Annotated in this window: 16 protein-coding genes and 2 riboswitches; of the genes, 8 read left to right on the plus strand and 8 right to left on the minus strand. The window is 39.8% G+C overall.

The features are described 5' to 3' along the window. The first annotated feature begins 88 nt into the window (after positions 1 to 88). Positions 89 to 1,444, plus strand: coding sequence for an MATE family efflux transporter (locus P4V41_RS05410; RefSeq protein ID WP_328083763.1), 1,356 nt, complete (start codon positions 89 to 91; stop codon positions 1,442 to 1,444). A 43-nt stretch (positions 1,445 to 1,487) separates the two neighbouring features. On the opposite strand, the gene asnB is transcribed toward P4V41_RS05410, so the two are convergent. Next, a complete protein-coding gene (gene asnB, locus P4V41_RS05415; RefSeq protein WP_328083764.1) occupies positions 1,488 to 3,335 on the minus strand; it encodes an asparagine synthase (glutamine-hydrolyzing) in 1,848 nt (615 codons plus the stop codon). A gap of 159 nt (positions 3,336 to 3,494) precedes the next feature. On the opposite strand from asnB, the gene P4V41_RS05420 reads away from it, so the two are divergent. Beyond that, positions 3,495 to 4,583 carry an AI-2E family transporter gene (locus P4V41_RS05420; RefSeq protein ID WP_144701205.1) on the plus strand — a complete coding sequence of 363 codons (1,089 nt, stop codon included), beginning with the start codon at positions 3,495 to 3,497 and terminating at the stop codon, positions 4,581 to 4,583. 145 nt (positions 4,584 to 4,728) lie between these two features. On the opposite strand, the gene P4V41_RS05425 is transcribed toward P4V41_RS05420, so the two are convergent. The 5 genes from P4V41_RS05425 to P4V41_RS05445 all read right to left on the minus strand — a co-directional run bounded on the left by P4V41_RS05425 (position 4,729) and on the right by P4V41_RS05445 (position 9,450). Then, positions 4,729 to 5,265 (minus strand): 1,2-dihydroxy-3-keto-5-methylthiopentene dioxygenase, encoded by a 537-nt coding sequence (locus tag P4V41_RS05425; protein ID WP_328083767.1) that lies wholly within the window; start codon positions 5,263 to 5,265, stop codon positions 4,729 to 4,731. Continuing rightward, positions 5,243 to 5,908: a methylthioribulose 1-phosphate dehydratase gene (locus P4V41_RS05430; RefSeq protein ID WP_328083768.1), complete on the minus strand. Its 666-nt coding sequence runs from the start codon at positions 5,906 to 5,908 to the stop codon at positions 5,243 to 5,245. The genes P4V41_RS05425 and P4V41_RS05430 overlap by 23 nt, the downstream gene beginning before the upstream one ends. Next, positions 5,905 to 6,579, minus strand: coding sequence for a 2-hydroxy-3-keto-5-methylthiopentenyl-1-phosphate phosphatase (locus P4V41_RS05435; RefSeq protein WP_328083769.1), 675 nt, complete (start codon positions 6,577 to 6,579; stop codon positions 5,905 to 5,907). The genes P4V41_RS05430 and P4V41_RS05435 overlap by 4 nt, the downstream gene beginning before the upstream one ends. Further along, on the minus strand, positions 6,576 to 7,817 hold the full coding sequence (locus P4V41_RS05440) for a 2,3-diketo-5-methylthiopentyl-1-phosphate enolase (protein ID WP_328083771.1): 1,242 nt from the start codon (positions 7,815 to 7,817) through the stop codon (positions 6,576 to 6,578). Before P4V41_RS05440 ends, P4V41_RS05435 begins: the two co-directional genes overlap by 4 nt. Before the next feature lie 77 nt (positions 7,818 to 7,894). Beyond that, positions 7,895 to 8,014: riboswitch (SAM riboswitch) on the minus strand. Positions 8,015 to 8,283: 269 nt separating this feature from the next. Further along, the gene (locus P4V41_RS05445; RefSeq protein ID WP_328083772.1) at positions 8,284 to 9,450 is read right to left on the minus strand and encodes a pyridoxal phosphate-dependent aminotransferase; all 1,167 of its coding nucleotides are present in this window, start codon (positions 9,448 to 9,450) and stop codon (positions 8,284 to 8,286) included. Positions 9,451 to 9,557: 107 nt separating this feature from the next. Between P4V41_RS05445 and P4V41_RS05450 the strand changes: the two genes are divergently transcribed. The 6 genes from P4V41_RS05450 to P4V41_RS05475 all read left to right on the plus strand — a co-directional run bounded on the left by P4V41_RS05450 (position 9,558) and on the right by P4V41_RS05475 (position 16,630). Next, positions 9,558 to 10,340, plus strand: a complete 783-nt coding sequence (locus P4V41_RS05450) for a carbon-nitrogen family hydrolase (RefSeq protein WP_328083773.1) — start codon at positions 9,558 to 9,560, stop codon at positions 10,338 to 10,340. Positions 10,341 to 10,446: 106 nt separating this feature from the next. Beyond that, positions 10,447 to 10,611, plus strand: a riboswitch (SAM riboswitch). 86 nt (positions 10,612 to 10,697) lie between these two features. After that, a complete protein-coding gene (gene mtnK / locus P4V41_RS05455) occupies positions 10,698 to 11,915 on the plus strand; it encodes an S-methyl-5-thioribose kinase (protein WP_328083774.1) in 1,218 nt (405 codons plus the stop codon). A 3-nt stretch (positions 11,916 to 11,918) separates the two neighbouring features. Beyond that, on the plus strand, positions 11,919 to 12,977 hold the full coding sequence (mtnA, locus tag P4V41_RS05460; RefSeq protein WP_328083775.1) for an S-methyl-5-thioribose-1-phosphate isomerase: 1,059 nt from the start codon (positions 11,919 to 11,921) through the stop codon (positions 12,975 to 12,977). An 11-nt stretch (positions 12,978 to 12,988) separates the two neighbouring features. Further along, positions 12,989 to 14,110 (plus strand): sugar ABC transporter substrate-binding protein, encoded by a 1,122-nt coding sequence (locus P4V41_RS05465; RefSeq protein ID WP_328084033.1) that lies wholly within the window; start codon positions 12,989 to 12,991, stop codon positions 14,108 to 14,110. After that, entirely contained in the window at positions 14,107 to 15,612 is a 1,506-nt protein-coding gene (locus tag P4V41_RS05470; protein WP_328083777.1) for a sugar ABC transporter ATP-binding protein, read from the plus strand. Before P4V41_RS05465 ends, P4V41_RS05470 begins: the two co-directional genes overlap by 4 nt. Next, a complete protein-coding gene (locus P4V41_RS05475; RefSeq protein WP_328083778.1) occupies positions 15,593 to 16,630 on the plus strand; it encodes an ABC transporter permease in 1,038 nt (345 codons plus the stop codon). The genes P4V41_RS05470 and P4V41_RS05475 overlap by 20 nt, the downstream gene beginning before the upstream one ends. Positions 16,631 to 16,684: 54 nt before the next feature. On the opposite strand, the gene P4V41_RS05480 is transcribed toward P4V41_RS05475, so the two are convergent. Further along, positions 16,685 to 16,930 (minus strand): helix-turn-helix domain-containing protein, encoded by a 246-nt coding sequence (locus P4V41_RS05480; protein ID WP_328083779.1) that lies wholly within the window; start codon positions 16,928 to 16,930, stop codon positions 16,685 to 16,687. Positions 16,931 to 16,985: 55 nt separating this feature from the next. Next, positions 16,986 to 18,764, minus strand: coding sequence for a sensor domain-containing protein (locus P4V41_RS05485; protein ID WP_328083780.1), 1,779 nt, complete (start codon positions 18,762 to 18,764; stop codon positions 16,986 to 16,988). Between the last annotated feature and the right edge of the window lie 94 nt (positions 18,765 to 18,858).

Raw genomic sequence — 18,858 nt, forward strand, 5'->3', positions numbered from 1 at the left:
GGGGATTTTATTTCCGTAACTACTCATACCTGATACAATAGGTAAATGTTAAAACCATACAATATAAACACGATGGAGAGGGATTTACATGAAAGGCAACAAAGCTGCTAAGCTTTCCCTTTTTGCCATAACGTGGCCAATATTTATAGAAATAATGCTTCATATGTTGATGGGGAACGCTGATACACTTATGCTCAGTCAATATTCTGATCACTCAGTGGCCGCTGTCGGTCTTACTAATCAACTGCTATCAATCGTAATCGTAATGTTTGGATTTGTTGCCACAGGAGCGAGTGTAGTTATTGCACAAGCAATAGGTGCAAAACTTGAACGAACAGCTGCTGAGGTAGCGGTAGTTGCCATCTTGGGGAACTTGATTTTTGGCTTGCTCTTAAGTGCTGCTTTATTAATCTTTGGCGATGTGTTTTTAACATGGATGAATACACCACCAGAGTTGATGGCAGAAGCATCTAGCTATCTTTTAATTGTAGGAGGATTTTCATTTATCCAATCTGTCATTATGACGATTGGGGCTGCAATAAGAAGTTATGGTTTTACGAAAGATGCTATGTACGTGACAATTGGAATGAACATCTTAAACGTGATAGGAAACTATTTATTTATCTTTGGAGCTTTCGGTTTTCCAGTACTAGGTGTTGAAGGTGTAGCAATTTCAACCTCTGTTAGTCGTTTTTTAGGTTTAGTTGTTATTCTTTACCTTTTGTTCAAGCGCTCTTCTATACCACTGCCTTTTGCTAGCTCGTTCAAACTATTCCCTCTTCATATTAAAAGTGTATTAAAAATCGGATTACCATCAGCTGGAGAGCATCTATCTTATAGTGGTTCACAGATGTTGATTACGTTCTTCATTACGCTGCTTGGTACAACCGCACTAACTACAAAAGTATATACCTTTAATATTATGATGTTTATCTTCCTTTTTGCCGTAGCGATCGGTCAAGGTACACAAATATTAATTGGTCACTTAATCGGTGCAAAATCGTACGACTCTGCTTATAAGATGTGTCTTAAAAGCCAAACGTATGCCATGATTATAAGTTTTCTTATGGCAGGTTTAGCTTCTCTTTTTGCAAAGCCTCTCCTGTCTATCTTTACAGATAATCCTGAGATTATTAAGGAAGGAACCATTCTTTTATACTTAACACTTCTGCTAGAACCTGGCCGTTCTTTTAATCTTGTTATCATTTCTAGCCTGAGAGCAGCAGGTGATGTTAAATTCCCGGTCATTATGGGAGTCATCTCTATGTGGGGAGTAAGTGTTCCTCTCGCCTACTTGTTAGGAATTACCTTTGATCTAGGGTTAATAGGAATTTGGCTAGCATTCGCTGCAGATGAATGGCTTCGGGGACTGTTCATGCTATCAAGATGGCGCAATAGAAAGTGGCAAAAACAATTAGTCGTGGAACAAGAAGCAACTGCATAAATACTAAAACCGGAGAACAGAGTGTTCTCCGGTTTTTTTGCGATTAATCTACAATATTAATATTGTAATCGGTTAACCAGCTATCAATCTGTGCAAGATGAGCCATTAATTGTGGTCCTGTCATAAGCTGGCCAAACCAAGGCTCTTTAAACGTCTCTCCATTCGTTTGAATAATTTCTTGAACACGTACTCGGTTTAATACTTCAAACAATGGTGAATTCTTTTTCTTGACGATACTTGTTAACCAATCTTTTACGCCGTTTGTATAATCCGGATGGAATGTTTTCGGATAAGGACTTTTTTTCCGATACAGTACATCATTCGGAAGTACACCCGTAAGTGCTTTTCTAAGTATTCCCTTCTCTCTACCATCCAGCATTTTCATATCCCAAGGAATGTTCCATGCATATTCTACAATTCTATGATCTGCAAAAGGCACCCTCACTTCTAAGGAAGCTCCCATGCTCATACGGTCTTTGCGATCCAATAGAGTCGTCATGAACCAAATCATATTTAGATAGAAAATTTCTCGTCTTCTCGCTTCTATTTTAGTTTCTCCCTCTAAAACAGGCGTTTCATTCACTGTCTCTTCGTATCGTTGCTGAACATATGAAGCTAGATTCAGTTTACTAGCCCACGAGTCTTGTAAAAGATTTTGACGTGCTTCCGTTGAACGCATCCACGGAAACATCGGACGATTCAAAAGCTCCTCTTTATGAAACCATGGATACCCTCCAAAGATTTCGTCTGCGCATTCTCCTGATAGAGCAACTGTTGACTGTGGTTTTATCTGTCGGCAGAACCATAAAAGTGAAGAATCCACATCAGCCATTCCTGGCAGATCACGAACAGTTACTGCTTCACGCAAATGATTGATTAATAGTTCATTATCAATCACGCAGCTATGATGAAAAGATTTTGTAGCATCAACCATCTGATTGATCCAATACGCATCTGAATTAGGCTGATAATCACTCGCCTTAAAATACTTATCATTATCTACATAATCAATGCTGAACGTATGAAGATCACCTTTGTTTTCTTCTTTAAAATATTTAGCTGCGATTGCTGTTATCGCACTTGAATCGAGGCCGCCAGAAAGAAACGTACATACGGGTACATCTGCAACCAACTGTCGTGTTACTGCATCAGTCACAAGATCCTTCACATTTTCAATCGTGTCTTCTAAAGAGTCTTGATGTAGTTTACTTTCCACGTTCCAATACCGCCAAATTTTCAGCCCATTTTTTGAATACGTTGCAGCATGAGCAGGACGAAGCTCTTTTATTCCCTTATATACACCATTACCTGGCGTACGCGAAGGTCCTAGACCGAACACTTCTTGCAATCCTTCACGATCTATTTCAGCCTTCACATCTGGATGAGCTAATATAGATTTTATTTCAGACCCAAATAACAGCATACCGCCTTTTTCCGTATAAAAGAACGGCTTTACCCCTAATCGATCTCGAGCTACAAACAAACTTTGCTTTTCTTCATCCCAAATGCCAAATGCAAATATTCCATTAAAACGATCAATACAACTTTCTCCCCATTCCATATAAGAAGTAAGTAACACTTCAGTATCAGAATGCCCCTCAAACGAATACCCTCTTTGTAAAAGTTCCTTACGTAGATCTTCTGTGTTGTACAGCTCTCCGTTATAGCAAAGTGTATACTGTAATTTGTTCTTTGTTCTTGTCATCGGCTGAACGCCGCCTTCAATATCTACAACCGCTAACCTTGCGTGACCAAAACCTGCATGTGTAGTACTCCATACATTGAGTGCGTCAGGTCCTCTTTTTGATAAAGGTGTGGCCATCTTAATCAATATATTTTTTTCATGTGTGAGGTTACGATTCCAATCTGCCCAACCCGTTATTCCGCACATTGGTTTCATCCTTTCTGTACAAACTCCATTTCTAGTATCTATGCCCATTACTAAAGCATATGCTTTTATCCTTGTACCGGTGTTTTTTAAAAATTTGTGTATGTTCTTATAAGTTGTATATAATGAATACATATTTCAGAAGATAAAGGTGATCATTAAATGCCACAGTCGAAGTTTTTTCGTATCGGTTACGGATTTCTCCTCATTTTTCTTATTATTTTAGTAGGAACAAAGATTGATTTTATCTTCAGGCCGATCGTCGTTCTTGTACAAACACTATTTTTCCCGTTTTTACTTGGCGGTGTTCTTTATTATCTGTTCCGGCCAGTCGTTCAATTTTTGCATAAACGGAATGTGCCTAAGGTGTTATCTATCCTTCTTATCTACCTGCTTGCTATTGGACTATTTGTATTGCTGTTCTATTCTATTGGACCAATACTCCAAAGACAGGTAAGTAATTTGATCGAGAATACACCTGCTTTAATCGATGCTATTCGTTCAAAACTTAATGATTTACAGCAAAATGAATGGGTAAGCCGTTTCCAAGAAAGTGACCAGTTTGATGTGAAAGAAATCTCTGATAAAGTGACTGCTTATCTGTCTACTAGTGTTCAAACAATTGGGACGAACATCGCAAACTTTATTGGAATCATCACAAACATTATTATGATTTTTGTTACCGTTCCTTTCATTCTTTATTACATGCTAAAAGAGGGTGAAAAAGCTCCACAGATGGTGCTTCAAACTCTACCAGAAAGACAGCGTAATAATGGTACAAAAATTCTAAAAGACATGGACATCGCACTTAGTTCTTACATCCAAGGACAGATCCTTGTCAGTGTCTGTGTCGGTACAATGCTGTATATCGGTTATCTAGTAATTGGAATCGAGTACTCGCTGATCTTAGCTATCATCGCGATGTTCACAAATGTTATTCCGTTCCTTGGACCGATTATCGGAGTCGTTCCAGCACTGATCGTAGCCATTGTTGACTCGCCAGCGATGGTCATCAAAGTACTAGTCGTAATGGTTATTGCTCAGCAGATTGAGGGTAATGTAATCTCTCCTCAGGTTATGGGTAAAAAGCTGGATATCCATCCGCTAACGATTATTTCTATTTTGCTTGTAGCCGGAAGCCTTGGTGGTCTACTTGGATTGATTCTAGCCGTTCCAGTATATGCTGTGCTAAAGGTTATTGCCCTGCACACGTATCGCTTGATCAATCTAAGAAAATCAAAAGAGCTTTAAATTAATGAGGAATTGGAAAAAGCATCGGATATTAGATACCGATGCTTTTTTTGTATTTTTTGTATGGCGCTCGTATTTCCATCTACTCTTCCCATTACAAAAGAAAACACAACATTTCATTCATTCAAATGGTGTGCAATAACTATTATTTAGCTTCTTGCGGTTGTTTATCGTAGATCGGTACCCAGCCTTCTTTTGATTTGAAGATGCGGACCGCTACTACTTTACGATCTTCTTGTAGTGTGAAATAGTGACGGAAATTTTCAGGAACGGAGATAAGGTCTCCTGGCTCAAGTTCAACATCGAAGAATCTTCCATTAGGTCCTTCGATCGCAAAAATTCCATGTCCAGAAACGATAAAGCGTACTTCATCATCTGTGTGATGGTGCTCTGCTAAGAAGTTTTTCAAAAGCTCATCTAAGTTTGGTGTCGCATCAGAAAGGGAGATAACATCTTCTGTTACATACCCTCTACGCTCAGAAATATCATCGATCTCACTGCGGAAGGTTTGAATCACTTCTGCTTTATCCTCATCACTTAACGAGAAATTTTCGCGAAGATGTGCTGGAAGTTTTTCAATGTCCCACTTTTCGTAAATAACTTCCTGTGAGTTTAAGTACGATTCGACCTCGCTTTGTTTTTCAATTCTTTCGTTGTTATCATGAAATCGTAGTTGTGCCATTTTTAACGCCTCCAAATGATTGATTTTTATATAAAACGTTTAAAGTTTGTAACTTAATCTGGTAAGAGAACAGAAACTCAAAAGCTTCTAAATGTTTCTTCGCTTCAAAAGCATTTCTTCCCCATACGGTAATACCATGATTGCGGATCAAGACAGCTTTTGTATCCTGTTTGATTACTTCACCCACTGCTTCAGACAGCTTAGAAAGATCAGCAAAATTTTCAACGATTGGAACCGTTATCCTGCCTTCTTCCTCCCATATCCCAAATGCCTTAATCAGTTCTTGGCCTTGGAATGTAATCTCTCCTACATCACCATACAACTCAGAGATTAAGTTATTATCCACTGTGTGAACGTGTAAACAACAGCCTGCATCCGTTAATCGATAGACTTCACAATGAATACCTGTTTCTGCTGATGCTTTTAAGTGCGTTTCTTCAACAGGTTCTCCGTACTGATCAACTAAAAGAAAGTCTTCTGAGGTACGTTTCGTTTTATCTTTTCCGCTTGCCGAAACGTAAAAAGAAAGAGGCAAGTCACTTACTTTAATCGACACGTTACCACTTGTTCCAGGAAACCAGTCTCTTGATGCCAGCTCATCCTTTACATCTGCAAGCTCATTCCAACGCTGTTGTTTACTCAACTTTTTACACCTCTTTTCTCTAAGACATGAATGATGTCATGAAACGTTTCAAATGGTGTGTACGGTATTTGGTTTTCTTCGCATTTTTCTATCAAATAGTCCCTTGCGAAAACAACATCAGCCATCTTAGAAGCTTGAAGATCAGTAATCGAATCACCGATTACAATCTTTTCTGCTCCCGAATATTTCTCTTCAAGTCTTCTGATAACAGACGGTTTGCAACATCCACAATCATTGTTACATTGATCATCACACGCATTTGGCCAAGTGATTTTTATCGTGTCATTTGAAAAGTCACTGTTATTACAAAAAATGTATTCTGAATCTAGCTTGTTCTCTAGTACAGGATGAACAAAAAAATCAATACCACCACTTACGATGTATAAAGGAATTCTCTCACTTTGAGTAAATTGAATAAATTCCTGAAAGCCTTCTCTGATCTTAGATCGTGTTAGGACGAATTCAATGATCTCTTCCTTTTTATCCGAAGCAATTCTAGAAAACATCTTTCCTACACCTTCTCGAATCGAGATCGTTTCATTTAAGATTTCATGAACGATCGGCTGCCAGCCCTCAGGTGAAAATTCTTCCATGATGGCAACGATGTTATCTTTTTCGGTAACAGTCCCATCAAAATCACAAAAGATTACCGATTGGTGTTGAGTTGTCATTTTACTGGAACACCGCCCCAAAGCTCTAATGCTTTTTGTAGTTCTGCATGTTTTTCAGCAAAGCTCTCAAAGTCTTCTCCTTTAACAACTGCATCAATAGCTTGACGGAAAGCGCGCGCTCCACCAGCAGCTCCATCTGGATGACCATGGATGCCTCCACCCGCGTTTATTACACTGTCCAAACCGAAGTCATTGTATAAAACAGGTGTTAAACCTGGATGAATACCTGCTGATGGGACGGGAAACGACTTATTTAACGAAATGCTATCTGTTGTTAAAGCATCCGCAATACTTAGGGTTTCGTTACGATCAAGTGCTACGCTTCCATATGGTGATGGGAACAACACAAGATCTGCTCCTGCATAACGAAGCAGTTTACCCAATAAAACGGAATAACCAATTCCATAGAGAGACGATGATCCTATAGCTCCGGATAATGCCGGATGTGCCATGATTGGTAGAGGAATCTCTTTATCTTCTGCCAATTCTTGCAATACATCTGGACCGTAGGATAAAACGTTAAACAATAGTGCGTTGGCTCCTAATTCTGCTGCGCGCCTTGCTTTATCTCGAAGTTCACTCGTTCTGCCTGTCAGGTTTACTGCATATAGTGTCTTTTCACCTGTTCGCTCATGAACGGACTTTAATACTTCTTTAGCGATTTTCACTCTTTCTTCAAAAGGAGTAAGTGGATTCTCAAAAAGAATTTCATCATCTTTCACAAGATCTACCCCACCTAAAGCCTGCTCATATAATTGCTGTTTGAAGAATGAAAGATCTTTTCCGAGTACCCCTTTAAAAATACTCATAACAAGTGGACGATTATGTACTTCTAAGATATCTCGGATTCCTGTTATCCCGAACTTTGGACCAGGAAATTTATGTTCTAGATCTTTATCAAACTCTAAATCTACGAGCTTGATCTCACCATCTAACGAAAGTTTACCGAAAACCGTCGTTAGAATTGCTGGAATATCATTTGAAAAGTTTGCTGATGGATAGGAAATTTTAAGCAAGCCCCTAGTTCTTTTACTTCCTAAAAATTGATCAGTACGTGGATCTTCAGGAAGTTCGGTTACCTCTTCCACAATACCTTTATGTTTTTTTAGCTGTTCTTGCTCAAGTTGAGGAAGATCTGTCCAAGAACCTACTGTAAGTCCGAGTGCGATGCCTTCTGCTTTTTTGTGTAGATTTTCTTTTTTATCATGTACTAAATAAGTCGCTGTAATTTTACTCATGTTCGTATTTCTCCTTTCAAAAACGCAAAAAACCCCTTCACGAGGAAGGGGTGTCTACATATTGACAGTTCCGCTTCCTCTTATCTCTCAGCCAAACGTTCGACTGCAAGAATTAGCACCGTTTTCAGTTAAGCTAAATTAACTGAATGGTTGCCGGGTTTCATCGGGCTAGTCCCTCCACCTGCTCTTAATAAGAGTGCAAATTGTTAGAATATAATTTTAATTGTGATTATGACAGGGTATGAAGGATCTGTCAACCCTCTTTCTTTCTTCGATGCATTGAAAGTGACTTGATTTCCGTTCCAGATGCTCGCTTTCCGGGGGGCGTGCGGTGAGCCCCTTGCCGCGTTGCGTTTTTAAGGGTCTCACCTGACACACTCGTCCCCCAGGAGTCTCGCATCTTGCACTCCAATCAACTGTCAGTGGAGATAAACACCCGTAACCAATTAATTCTCAAAGGAGTGGTTTAAATTAATTTAGCAATTCGATCAGCAGCCTCTATCAGACGTTCTTCTGATGTTAGTAGGCCTGCACGTACATATCGGTCGCCTTCGCTTCCGAATCCGATGCCTGGTGCGACTACGACGTGTGCTTTTTCAAGCAAGTAGTCTGCGAAAGTTTCAGAAGTATACCCTTCAGGTACAGGCAGCCAGCAGAAGAATGAACCTTTTGGTGAATCCACGTTCCAACCGTTCTCATGCAAACGTCCTATAAATGCATTTCGGCGTCGTTCATATGTATCCACCAGTTCATCCACACATTGCTGTGACCCGTTTAATGCCTCAGCCGCCGCATGCTGGACCGCTCCAAACAAGCTAACATAAAAATGATCTTGAAGTAGATTAATGGATTCGATGACAGATTCGTTTCCAACCGCGAAGCCAACGCGCCATCCTGCCATGTTATAGGTCTTGGAAAGGGTATAGATCTCTATCCCTACCTCTTTTGCTCCTTCGATCTGTAGAAAACTGACCGGCTTTTGTCCATCAAATCCGATAGCTCCATAAGCAAAATCATGGCAAACGAGAATATCATGTTTGTTAGCGAGATCCACTGTTTCTTTGAAGAATGTTTTAGTTGCCACACCTGCAGTTGGATTGTTCGGATAGTTTAAGAACATTAGCTTTGCTCTTTCCAGTACTTCTTTATCTATTTCATCATACTTCGGCAAAAAATCATTTTCATTTCTTAAGGCCATTGTCTCCATCGTAGCACCAGCCATTGCAACACCAGACCAATAATCCGGGTATCCTGGATCTGGAACGAGTGCAACATCTCCAGGGTTTAAATAGCACTGTGATAATTCTACTAAACCCACTTTACCGCCAAAGAGTACGGCTACTTCTTTCTCAGGATCAAGTGATACTCCATATTCTCGTTTATAAAAATCGGCTGCAGCCTGCTTCAAAAATCCATGTCCGCGAAACGGTGAATACTTATGAAAATCAGGTCGATCTGCTCCATCTTTTAAAGCATCTACAATATGCTGTGGAGTTGGTTGATCGGGATTTCCTTGTCCTAGATTAATAACGTCATACCCCTGCTCCACATAGTGAGTTACTTTTTTTACAAGCTTGGCAAAAAATTGTTCCGGCAGTTTCCCCATCACTTCTGCTTGCTCAAAACGTTTCACGACAATCACTTCCAGTCTAATTTGAATGTTCTTGAAATTCTAATCAGTTATGTTATACGCTTAAGGAAATTCTGTAAAGACTTTTTTATAATCTGGAGGGTACAATCATGAAAATTGCCTGTATTCAAGTTGACATTCAATATGGTAATCCTGATGAAAATTATAAACACATCGAAAATAAAATTCGTGATGCAGTTGTTCAGCACCAACCTGATACGATCGTTCTGCCAGAACTGTGGGATACAGGATATGATCTTACTCGATTAGATGATATTAGCGATCATGATGGTAAAAAGGCAAAGGAATGGTTAAGTCGATTATCTAAAGAGCTGGATACTAATATTGTCGGCGGGTCTATCGCGTATCGTGAAAGTAACACCGTTTACAATACATCATTCACCTACAACCGAAACGGTGAACAGATCGCCACCTACTCAAAAGCTCACCTGATTACGCTGATGGAAGAAGAGAAATATATCTCGCCCGGAAAAAACAATGCACTGTTTAACATCGACGGCAACCTCTCCACTCTTGCTATCTGTTATGACATTCGATTTCCTGAATGGATTCGTGCCCCTTTCTTAAAAGGGGCTAAGATCCTATTTGTTCCTGCCGAATGGCCGATTCAAAGACAATCTCATTGGCGTGCATTGCTTATCGCACGTGCAATTGAGAATCAATGCTACGTTATTGCCTGTAATCGAGTAGGCAGCGACCCTAAAAACACCTTCGCTGGTCAATCCTTAATCATCGACCCGTGGGGAGATATCATTGCTGAAGGCTCTGTGCACGATGAAGAAATCGTCACAGCAGAGATATCACCTGAATTAGTAGACGAAGTCCGTGTAAAGGTTCCTGTATTTAACGACCGTCGAACAGATCTATATTAAATTCTTTTTGAAAATTAGTGTTGACAGATCTCCACACAACGTTGTAGTATAACGATTATGAATTGCGTGAATATTGTTACGTATTAAAAAAACGAATAATTTTGGTCTCTTATCAAGAGCAGGTGGAGGGATATGGCCCGATGAAACCCAGCAACCGACCGTAATACCATTGTAAGATGGGGCGCCCGCATTATATGGGGAGCCGCTGATCAATTCAGCGTATGGCACGGTGCTAATTCCAGCAAAACATTTTGTTTTGCTAAGATAAGAGGCGCGGGAAATCATCATTCCGAGCCTCTTTTCTTATATGAAAAGAGGCTCTTTTTATTTGTAAAAAACTTTCCGGGGGGAACAAAAATGAACGTACAAGTAAGACCTACATATGAACCGTTAAACGAACTGACAGTCCTTGATGTGGTAAAACCATTAGAATTTTTTGATGCTTCCGAACAAAACCAGCTGCATGTTAGAGAAATTGGAGATGGCAACTTAAACCTTGTTTTTCATATAGAAAGTGCCCTCTCCAAAAAAGCAGTGATCGTCAAACAAGCACTTCCCTACGCAAAAGTGGTGGGAGAAAGCTGGCCGCTTACACTAGATCGTGCACGAATCGAGAGCGATGCTTTATTAAAAGAAGCTGAATCCGTTCCTCACTTGGTTCCGAAGGTTTTATACTCAGATTCAACACTTGCTGTCACAGTTATGGAAGATTTGTCTGACCACGTCATCCTTCGAAAAGGACTAATCGAAGGACAAATTTATCCACAACTCGCTGAAGACATTGGAACGTTTGCCGGAAAAACCGCTTTTTATTCTAGTGATTTCTACCTGCATCCGTTTGAGAAGAAAGATCAAGTTAGAAAATTTTCAAATCCTGAACTTTGCAAAATTACGGAAGATTTAGTATTCACAGATCCATTCTTCAATAACGAAACGAATGACTTCCCTGCTGAGCTTCAAAGTGAAGTTGATGTGATTTGGAATGACAAAGAGCTTTTAAAAGCAGTGGCTCAACTACGACTATCATTCTTAACAAAAGCTGAAGTGCTACTTCATGGAGATCTTCATTCTGGAAGTATATTTGTAAAGAGCGATTCTACTAAAGTAATTGATCCTGAGTTTGCGTTTTATGGTCCCGCGGGATTTGATATCGCTCACTTCATAGCTAACCTTGCACTTAATCATCTTGCTCAAAATGTTCATGCAAAAGAGCCGTTTCATCGTGAAACATTACAAACGTACCTGTTACAAACGATCGAAAAGACATGGAAAACATATAGAGATACATTTACAGAGCTTTGGAACGAGAAAGGGACTGATCCTTTTGCCAAGATTGACGGTGTTCTTGAGAATTTCTTGGATAAAACGTTTCAAGAAGTAATTGGATTTGCTGGATGTGAAATCATTCGAAGAACGATCGGACTTGCACATGTAGCTGATCTAGACTCTATACCCCAAAAAGAAGTTGAACTCTTTTATAAAAAAGCAGCTCTAGAGTTAGGTGCAAAACTTATTAAAAATCAAAGAAAACTTACAAACATCACAGAACTTACTGACTGGATTAGAGGTGCTTAAATTATGACTGTAGCTGAAAAGTGGGTTCCTTCTGTTCGATACAGAGGTGACCATCTTCTTATATTAGATCAACAACAACTTCCCCATCACACCGTTTACTTAAATGTAACCACGATTGAACACGTATGGGACGCAATTTCTAAGCTTAAAGTTCGAGGCGCGCCCGCTATTGGGATCGCTGCTGCATTCGGACTTGCACTTTGGAGTAATTCTGAAAAAGAGAATGATCATTCCTCGTTTTTAAGTGAATTGCTAAAACAAAGAGATTATTTAGCTTCTTCTCGACCAACTGCCGTTAATTTATTCTGGGCCATAGACCGTGTTGTCGCAGTTGCCGAAAGAGCTACTTCAGTAGAAGAAGCTAGAAAAAGCATTGAAGCTGAAGCACTTCTGATTCAAGAAGAAGACGAGAATACGTGTAGAAAGATCGGAGAGTACGCGTTATCCCTCCTTCAAGACGGAGATGCTGTCATGACGATCTGTAATGCAGGTGCCATCGCAACAAGCAAATACGGAACAGCTTTAGCACCTTTTCATCTTGCAAAAGAGCAGGGCTGGAATCTTTCTGTATACGCGAACGAAACTCGTCCTGTCTTACAAGGATCTCGTTTAACAGCATGGGAGCTGCAAGCAAACGATATAGATGTGACGCTGATTACTGATAATATGGCAGCCCACACGCTAAAAACAAAGAACATTAAAGCTGTGATCGTTGGATGTGACCGAGTGGCAGCGAATGGGGATACAGCCAACAAAATTGGAACTTTTGGTCTTGCTCTACAAGCAAAAGCACTTGGTATTCCCTTTTATGTCGCTTGTCCTCTCTCGACTTTAGATCTCAAAACAACAAGCGGTGATGATATTCCAATCGAAGAGCGCCCGGAAGAAGAAGTGACTCATTTAAACGGTGTTCGCATTGCACCAGAAGGAATAAAAGTGTTCAATCCAGCATTTGATGTAACTCCCGCTGAATACATATCAGCAATCATTACAGAAAAAGGAATTGTCAGAGGCAACTATAAAGAATCTTTATCCACACTAAAGGAGGATGAAAAGCTTTGAGACCTTTCAGAATGATGGCAACTGCTTGCCTAACAACCGCCTTGTTCTTAACAGGATGCACCAATGAACAAGATGCTCTTTCCAACAAGACAGAAACAAAATCAGCCTCCGCAAATGAATCACAATCAAAACCTACTAAAGCTGCTTCTATATCCAGCAAAGTTCCAGAACAGCTTCAAAAGCCTTTAAAAATCGCTTCTATCAATCAGTTCTCTATTGGGACATTCTCCTCTCAATATATTAGTGGCGTAAAGAAGCAAGTGGAAGAGTTCGGTGGTGAAGTGCAGATCTATAACGCTGATAACGACCTTTCAAAAATGGCAGCATATGTAGAAACAGCCGTTAACCAGCAAGTTGATGGAATATTAATCGATCATGGTCGTGCTGATGCTATCGCCCCAAGTGTGAAAAAAGCAGTTGCAGCAGGAATTCCAGTAGTCGCTTTTGACAGTGACATCAACATACCAGGTGTAACCGTTATTGATCAGGATGACTATAGCCTTTCCTGGAATGCTTTACGAAGCATGGCGCAAGACTTAAATGGAAAAGGTGAAATAGTATACGTTTGGGTTGGCGGCTTTACTCCGATGGAACGAAGAAACGTCATGTATGAAGCTTTCAAGAAGCGTTATCCGTCTATTAAAGAAATCGCTCGATTCGGTACAGCGACTCAAAATACAGCGCTTGATACACAGTCACAAATGGAAGCTTTACTACAGAAATATCCGAAAAAAGGTGATATTGACGCTGTATTCGCTCCTTGGGACGAATTTGCTAAAGGTGTAACGCGTGCGATTCAACAAGCTGGACGTGAGGAGATTAAAGTATACGGAATCGACTTAAGTGACGAAGATCTACAACTGATGCAAGAAGAAAACAGTCCTTGGGTTTCAACATCAGCAACCGATCCTGCTGATGTTGGAAAGCTGCAAGTACGCTTTCTCTACCAAAAAGTAGCCGGTGAAGAAACACCTCAAATCTATAGTGTTCAACCTCATCTGGTAGAAAAAGAGGATCTGCCTAAATCTAAAGTATCTATGGATGAGATCGGGAACTACGTAGAAGGTTGGGGTAAATCAGATGCAGGGACATCACCTTGGATGGAAAACTTAAGTAAGGATAACAAACAATGACGATACTCTCATTAACTTCTATACAAAAATCGTTTGGTGAACAGATTGTATTAAAAGGAGTGGACTTTACCGTAAGAGGCGGTGAGGTCCATGCTCTTTTAGGAGCAAATGGAGCAGGTAAAAGTACACTTATGAAGATACTGTCTGGTGATTATGAGCGTGATGGCGGTGTTATCAAATTGGATGAAGAAGAGCTGCTTCTGAAAACACCAGCTCATGCCAAAGATGCTGGCATTGAAATAGTCGTTCAAGAAGTAGATACTGCCCTCGTCTCTTCTTTAAGTATCGCAGAGAACGTTACAATGAATTCTTTTATTTCTGGTCCTGCTTTCTTTTCATGGAAGAAAAGATTTAAAGTAGCTCAAGAGCTTTTGAAGAGAGTTGGTCTACATCTTGATCCTGCCCTTCCCCTCTCTCAATGCTCTTTAGCTGAAAAACAGTTAGTACTCATTGCAAAAGCAATTTCGCAGGATATATCCTTTATTATTCTTGATGAACCTACAGCCGCACTTAGTACGAATGAAGCTCAACATCTGTTTTCAGTACTAGTTGAACTTCAAAAGCAAGGTGTTGGCATTATCTATATTTCACATCGCTTACCTGAAATCATGGAGTTGTCAACAAAAGTAACAGTCTTAAAAGATGGATATGTGACTCTTCAAAAAGAAACGTCTGACTGCTCTTCTGAAGAGATTGTTCGTGCAATGCTAGGCAATGAATTGGTTGAGCTCTTAAACGACGAAGAAGCCAGAATACTCGGCGATACACTTTTAGAAGTTCAACAGTTCAGTGTGCCAGCGACAGGTGAATCTGTATCTTTATCCGTGCGAGAAGGTGAAATTGTCGGAGTGGCCGGACTAGTAGGTGCAGGAAAGACGGAAACCGCAAGAGCATTGTTTGGTGCAGATCCATCTAAAGACACGATTTACTTGAAAGGAAAAGAAGTTAGAATATCTAACCCTCAAAAAGCCATTTCAGCTGGTATCAGCTTTGTTCCAGAAGAACGCCGTAAAGAAGGAATACTCGTAGATTACAATGTGGTTGAAAACTTAACATTACCCGTCTTAAAACAGTTTACCCGGTTCGGATTTATCCAGAGAAAACGAGAAAAAACAGAAGCTGAAAAATGGATTAAACAGCTCGGTATTAAAACACAAAAATCATCTTTGCTTTTAAACCATTTAAGCGGAGGCAATCAGCAAAAAGCTTCGATTGGTAAATGGCTTCTTACGGACGGAGATGTATTCATTTTCGATGAGCCGACTAAAGGTATTGATGTTGGCGCTAAGCAGGATGTGTTTCAATGCATCAAAAACTTAGCTGCAAACAAAAAAGGAGTCCTCTACTTTACGAGTGAGATACAAGAGCTGCTCGCTTTTTGTGACCGAATCCTTATCATGTACGATGGAAAAATTGCAGGAGAACTAAACAAAAACGAAGCAACTACTAAAAAAATTATGCACTATGCAACTGGAGGTCATTATGACACAGTATGTTCATAAAGAACACGTTAAGAACGATATAAACACTACAAAACTCACACTTCAAGAAAAGATTTTTCCTTTTCTTTACCGATACGGCACCCTTCTTGTCATACTATTAACCGTTATCGGATTTAGTCTAGCTAACGATAAGTTCTTAAGTTATCAAAACTTTACAGATATCCTACGCTCCGTTTCTATCATTACATTGCTTGCGATCGGTGTAACCATCTCTTTAATCGTTGGTGGTTTTGACCTTTCTGTTGGATCAACCGCTAGCCTAGCGACCGTTACCAGTGCTGCGGCTCTTGTTCTGTATCGACAAGAAACGATCATCGCTATTCTCATTCCCATTGCTATTGGTTTATTAGTTGGACTATTAAACTCGTTCTTCGTTGTAAAAGTAAGACTTCCAGATCTGCTCGCAACTCTTGCTGTTATGTATATAATCAATGGATTGCATCTTACATTCACAAAAGGATTTTCAATCTACAACAATATGCCCTTATCAGAAGGTGGAACAGCTCCTGGTGTTTTCCTTCCTTCTTTCTTATTTATTGGTCAAGGTGAAATATGGTCTGTTCCAGTTCCCGTCATTATCATGCTGATTGCCGTTATCGTTGTTCATGTTATTCTACAGCAGACTCGTTTTGGCAGATTACTTTATATTACAGGTGGAAATGAAGAAGCAGCCCGTTTATCTGGAGTCCCTGTTCAGCGTTACAAGATGTATGCTTATCTTTTATCTGCATTCTTTGCCACTCTTGCTGGTATTCTATTGGCCGCACGAATTGGAACCGGTCAAGTTTCTGCTGGTGCTCCTTTGCTGATGGACGGTGTTGCAGCTGCTTTTATTGGTTTTTCCGTATTTGGTGCTGGGAAACCGAATGTGATCGGTACTTTTGTTGGTGCTGTTTTGATCGGTATTCTTCTTAATGGGTTAACGATGCTAAACGTTCCGTACTACGCACAAGATATCGTAAAAGGTTCTATACTGATTGGTGCCCTAGCTTTTATGTATTATGAAAAGAAAAAATAAAACCTTTTAAAAAAGTTGAATTCACTTAAATGGATGTTTTGCGGCTAAGGAATCTTAAACACAGCTGCCGTTTGCATAAGGGACGCTCCATTGTCGTTCATGTAATTGAGTACGTCCATTTTCGTATTTTGTATAGGTGTTTAGGAGTCCCTTTTCTCCGTTTTCCCTATAATGGTTTACCCAATTTCGGAGTGAGAAGAGACTGACATTGAACTGATTGGCGATATCCCTCAATGAAGCTTTGCCCTCAAGGTAAGCAAGGACAGCTTCTAATTTTATCTCAAATGCATACTTAGTCATGAAAAAACTGCACCTCCAATTGTTAGTGGTGTCTAACAATTGGGGTGCAGTTCATTTATGGGGTTGTGCTGTTTTTTGTTGACAGAAACTTCTTTAAGAACTCACTCGCTTCACAAGCAGGCATAGGCTTACTAATTATGTATCCTTGAGCAGTGTGACAGCCATACTCTTGAAGTAACTTCATCTGTTCATGTGTTTCTACACCTTCAGCTACAGTTGAAAGAGATAGTCCTTCGCACATCATGATGATCGCTTTAATGATCGCCGCATCACTCGTGTTAAAAAAATCATCGCTAAGATGTCTGATAAAGCTTTGATCAATCTTCAAATAATCGACCGGGAAATCTTTTAAATAACTTAGCGAACTGTAGCCTGTCCCAAAATCGTCAATCGATAAACGAACACCTAGCTCTCTTAACTCTTGCATGATGCTTATGCTGTATTGAACATTTTGAATCATCGTACTCTCTGTTAATTCTAAATGTAAATACTCTGCGGATATTCCAGCCGTTTCAATTGCTTCTTTCACTTCATATACAAATGATAATCTTTGAAACTGTCTACCTGAAACATTAACAGAGACAGAAAGAGTAGGAGCTCCACTATCATGCCATCTCTTTAGTTGCTTACAAGATTCAAATAAAACAAAACGACCAATCTCATCAATAAGTCCGATTTCTTCAGCTAGTGGTATAAACTGCATCGGAGAAACAAGCCCTAAGTCAGGATGATTCCATCTTACTAGCGCCTCAAATCCAAGAATTCTTTCCGTTTTCAAACAATATTGAGGTTGAAAATACGGTTCTAGTTCACCCTTTTGAACAGCTTTACGTAAAAAACCTTCTAACTTTAACCGCTCAAGTGTAAATGCGTTCATATCCCCTGTAAAGAATTCGCGTTTTCCTCTGCCTTTTTCTTTTGCTTTATGCAGAGCCGTGTCTGCATTCTTTATGAGAACATCGGCACTCGTACTATCATTTGGATAGATGCTTACCCCTATCGACGTACTAACGGTATATTCTTGACCATCAAGATAAATCGGTAATTGAAGTGCCTCTTCTATCCGATCCGCTGTATCGATCACATCTGCCGGTTTTTCAATTGTTAAGATTAAAGTGAATAAATCTCCCGCAAAACGGCATAGCAAATCTTGACTATGAATTACCTGTCTAAGCTGATTGCTTACATGCCTTAACACAACGTCTCCGATATGGTGACCTAAACTCTCATTAATAATCTTAAAATGATCGATATCAACAAACATTACCGCTAGTAAATGGTTTGTATGATCACTTTCAGAAACGAGTTCTCTTAACCTTTTTTCAAATAAACTTCGGTTCGGCAAACCAGTTAACGAATCGTGAAATGCTAGCTGTTCGATCTCTTCTTCCGCTTTTTGCTGCCACGTAATGTTCTTCCCAATCCCATATACACCAACAACTTGATCGTTCACTACGATCGGAATGTTCGTGATACTACTTAAAATGTGCCCACCATCTTTTTTCTTGATGCTCGCTACAAAATTTTGCGGTTTATCATGTACAGCTAGCCTGAAGTGTTCAACAACCCTTTTATGATCTTCATCACATACAAATTGCAGCGCGTGGGTTGAGAGCAACTCTTCTTCTGTATACTCTAAAGATTGAACAAGTGCGTGATTAACACTCGTTATGTACCCTTTTAAATCCATAGAATAGATCATATCTGGATTATGATCGAACAGCGACTTATAACGCTGTTCTGATTCAATCAGATTATCGTTAAGCTCTTCCATCTCTTTCGTATTCATCTTAATTAAATGAGACAGCGCTAAATATTCATCCATCTCTTTCATTCTTACACCTCATCTGTGCAATACACCAATTTATAATGTCAAACTTGCTATCATTTATATCGGTGTACTAAAGGCATTGTTAACAAAACATGTC

Origin of the sequence: Fictibacillus nanhaiensis, from assembly GCF_036213205.1 — a bacterium.
Classification (GTDB): Bacteria; Bacillota; Bacilli; order Bacillales; family Fictibacillaceae; genus Fictibacillus; species Fictibacillus nanhaiensis_E.

What these genes read in the sequence shown, in the direction of transcription:
- P4V41_RS05410 (WP_328083763.1), top strand. Translation starts at nt 89, where the DNA reads ATGAAAGGCAACAAAGCTGCTAAGCTTTCCCTTTTTGCCATAACGTGG.
- asnB (WP_328083764.1), bottom strand. Translation starts at nt 3,335, where the DNA reads ATGTGCGGAATAACGGGTTGGGCAGATTGGAATCGTAACCTCACACAT.
- P4V41_RS05420 (WP_144701205.1), top strand. Translation starts at nt 3,495, where the DNA reads ATGCCACAGTCGAAGTTTTTTCGTATCGGTTACGGATTTCTCCTCATT.
- P4V41_RS05425 (WP_328083767.1), bottom strand. Translation starts at nt 5,265, where the DNA reads ATGGCACAACTACGATTTCATGATAACAACGAAAGAATTGAAAAACAA.
- P4V41_RS05435 (WP_328083769.1), bottom strand. Translation starts at nt 6,579, where the DNA reads ATGACAACTCAACACCAATCGGTAATCTTTTGTGATTTTGATGGGACT.
- P4V41_RS05440 (WP_328083771.1), bottom strand. Translation starts at nt 7,817, where the DNA reads ATGAGTAAAATTACAGCGACTTATTTAGTACATGATAAAAAAGAAAAT.
- P4V41_RS05450 (WP_328083773.1), top strand. Translation starts at nt 9,558, where the DNA reads ATGAAAATTGCCTGTATTCAAGTTGACATTCAATATGGTAATCCTGAT.
- mtnK (WP_328083774.1), top strand. Translation starts at nt 10,698, where the DNA reads ATGAACGTACAAGTAAGACCTACATATGAACCGTTAAACGAACTGACA.
- mtnA (WP_328083775.1), top strand. Translation starts at nt 11,919, where the DNA reads ATGACTGTAGCTGAAAAGTGGGTTCCTTCTGTTCGATACAGAGGTGAC.
- P4V41_RS05465 (WP_328084033.1), top strand. Translation starts at nt 12,989, where the DNA reads ATGATGGCAACTGCTTGCCTAACAACCGCCTTGTTCTTAACAGGATGC.
- P4V41_RS05470 (WP_328083777.1), top strand. Translation starts at nt 14,107, where the DNA reads ATGACGATACTCTCATTAACTTCTATACAAAAATCGTTTGGTGAACAG.
- P4V41_RS05475 (WP_328083778.1), top strand. Translation starts at nt 15,593, where the DNA reads ATGACACAGTATGTTCATAAAGAACACGTTAAGAACGATATAAACACT.
- P4V41_RS05480 (WP_328083779.1), bottom strand. Translation starts at nt 16,930, where the DNA reads ATGACTAAGTATGCATTTGAGATAAAATTAGAAGCTGTCCTTGCTTAC.
- P4V41_RS05485 (WP_328083780.1), bottom strand. Translation starts at nt 18,764, where the DNA reads ATGAAAGAGATGGATGAATATTTAGCGCTGTCTCATTTAATTAAGATG.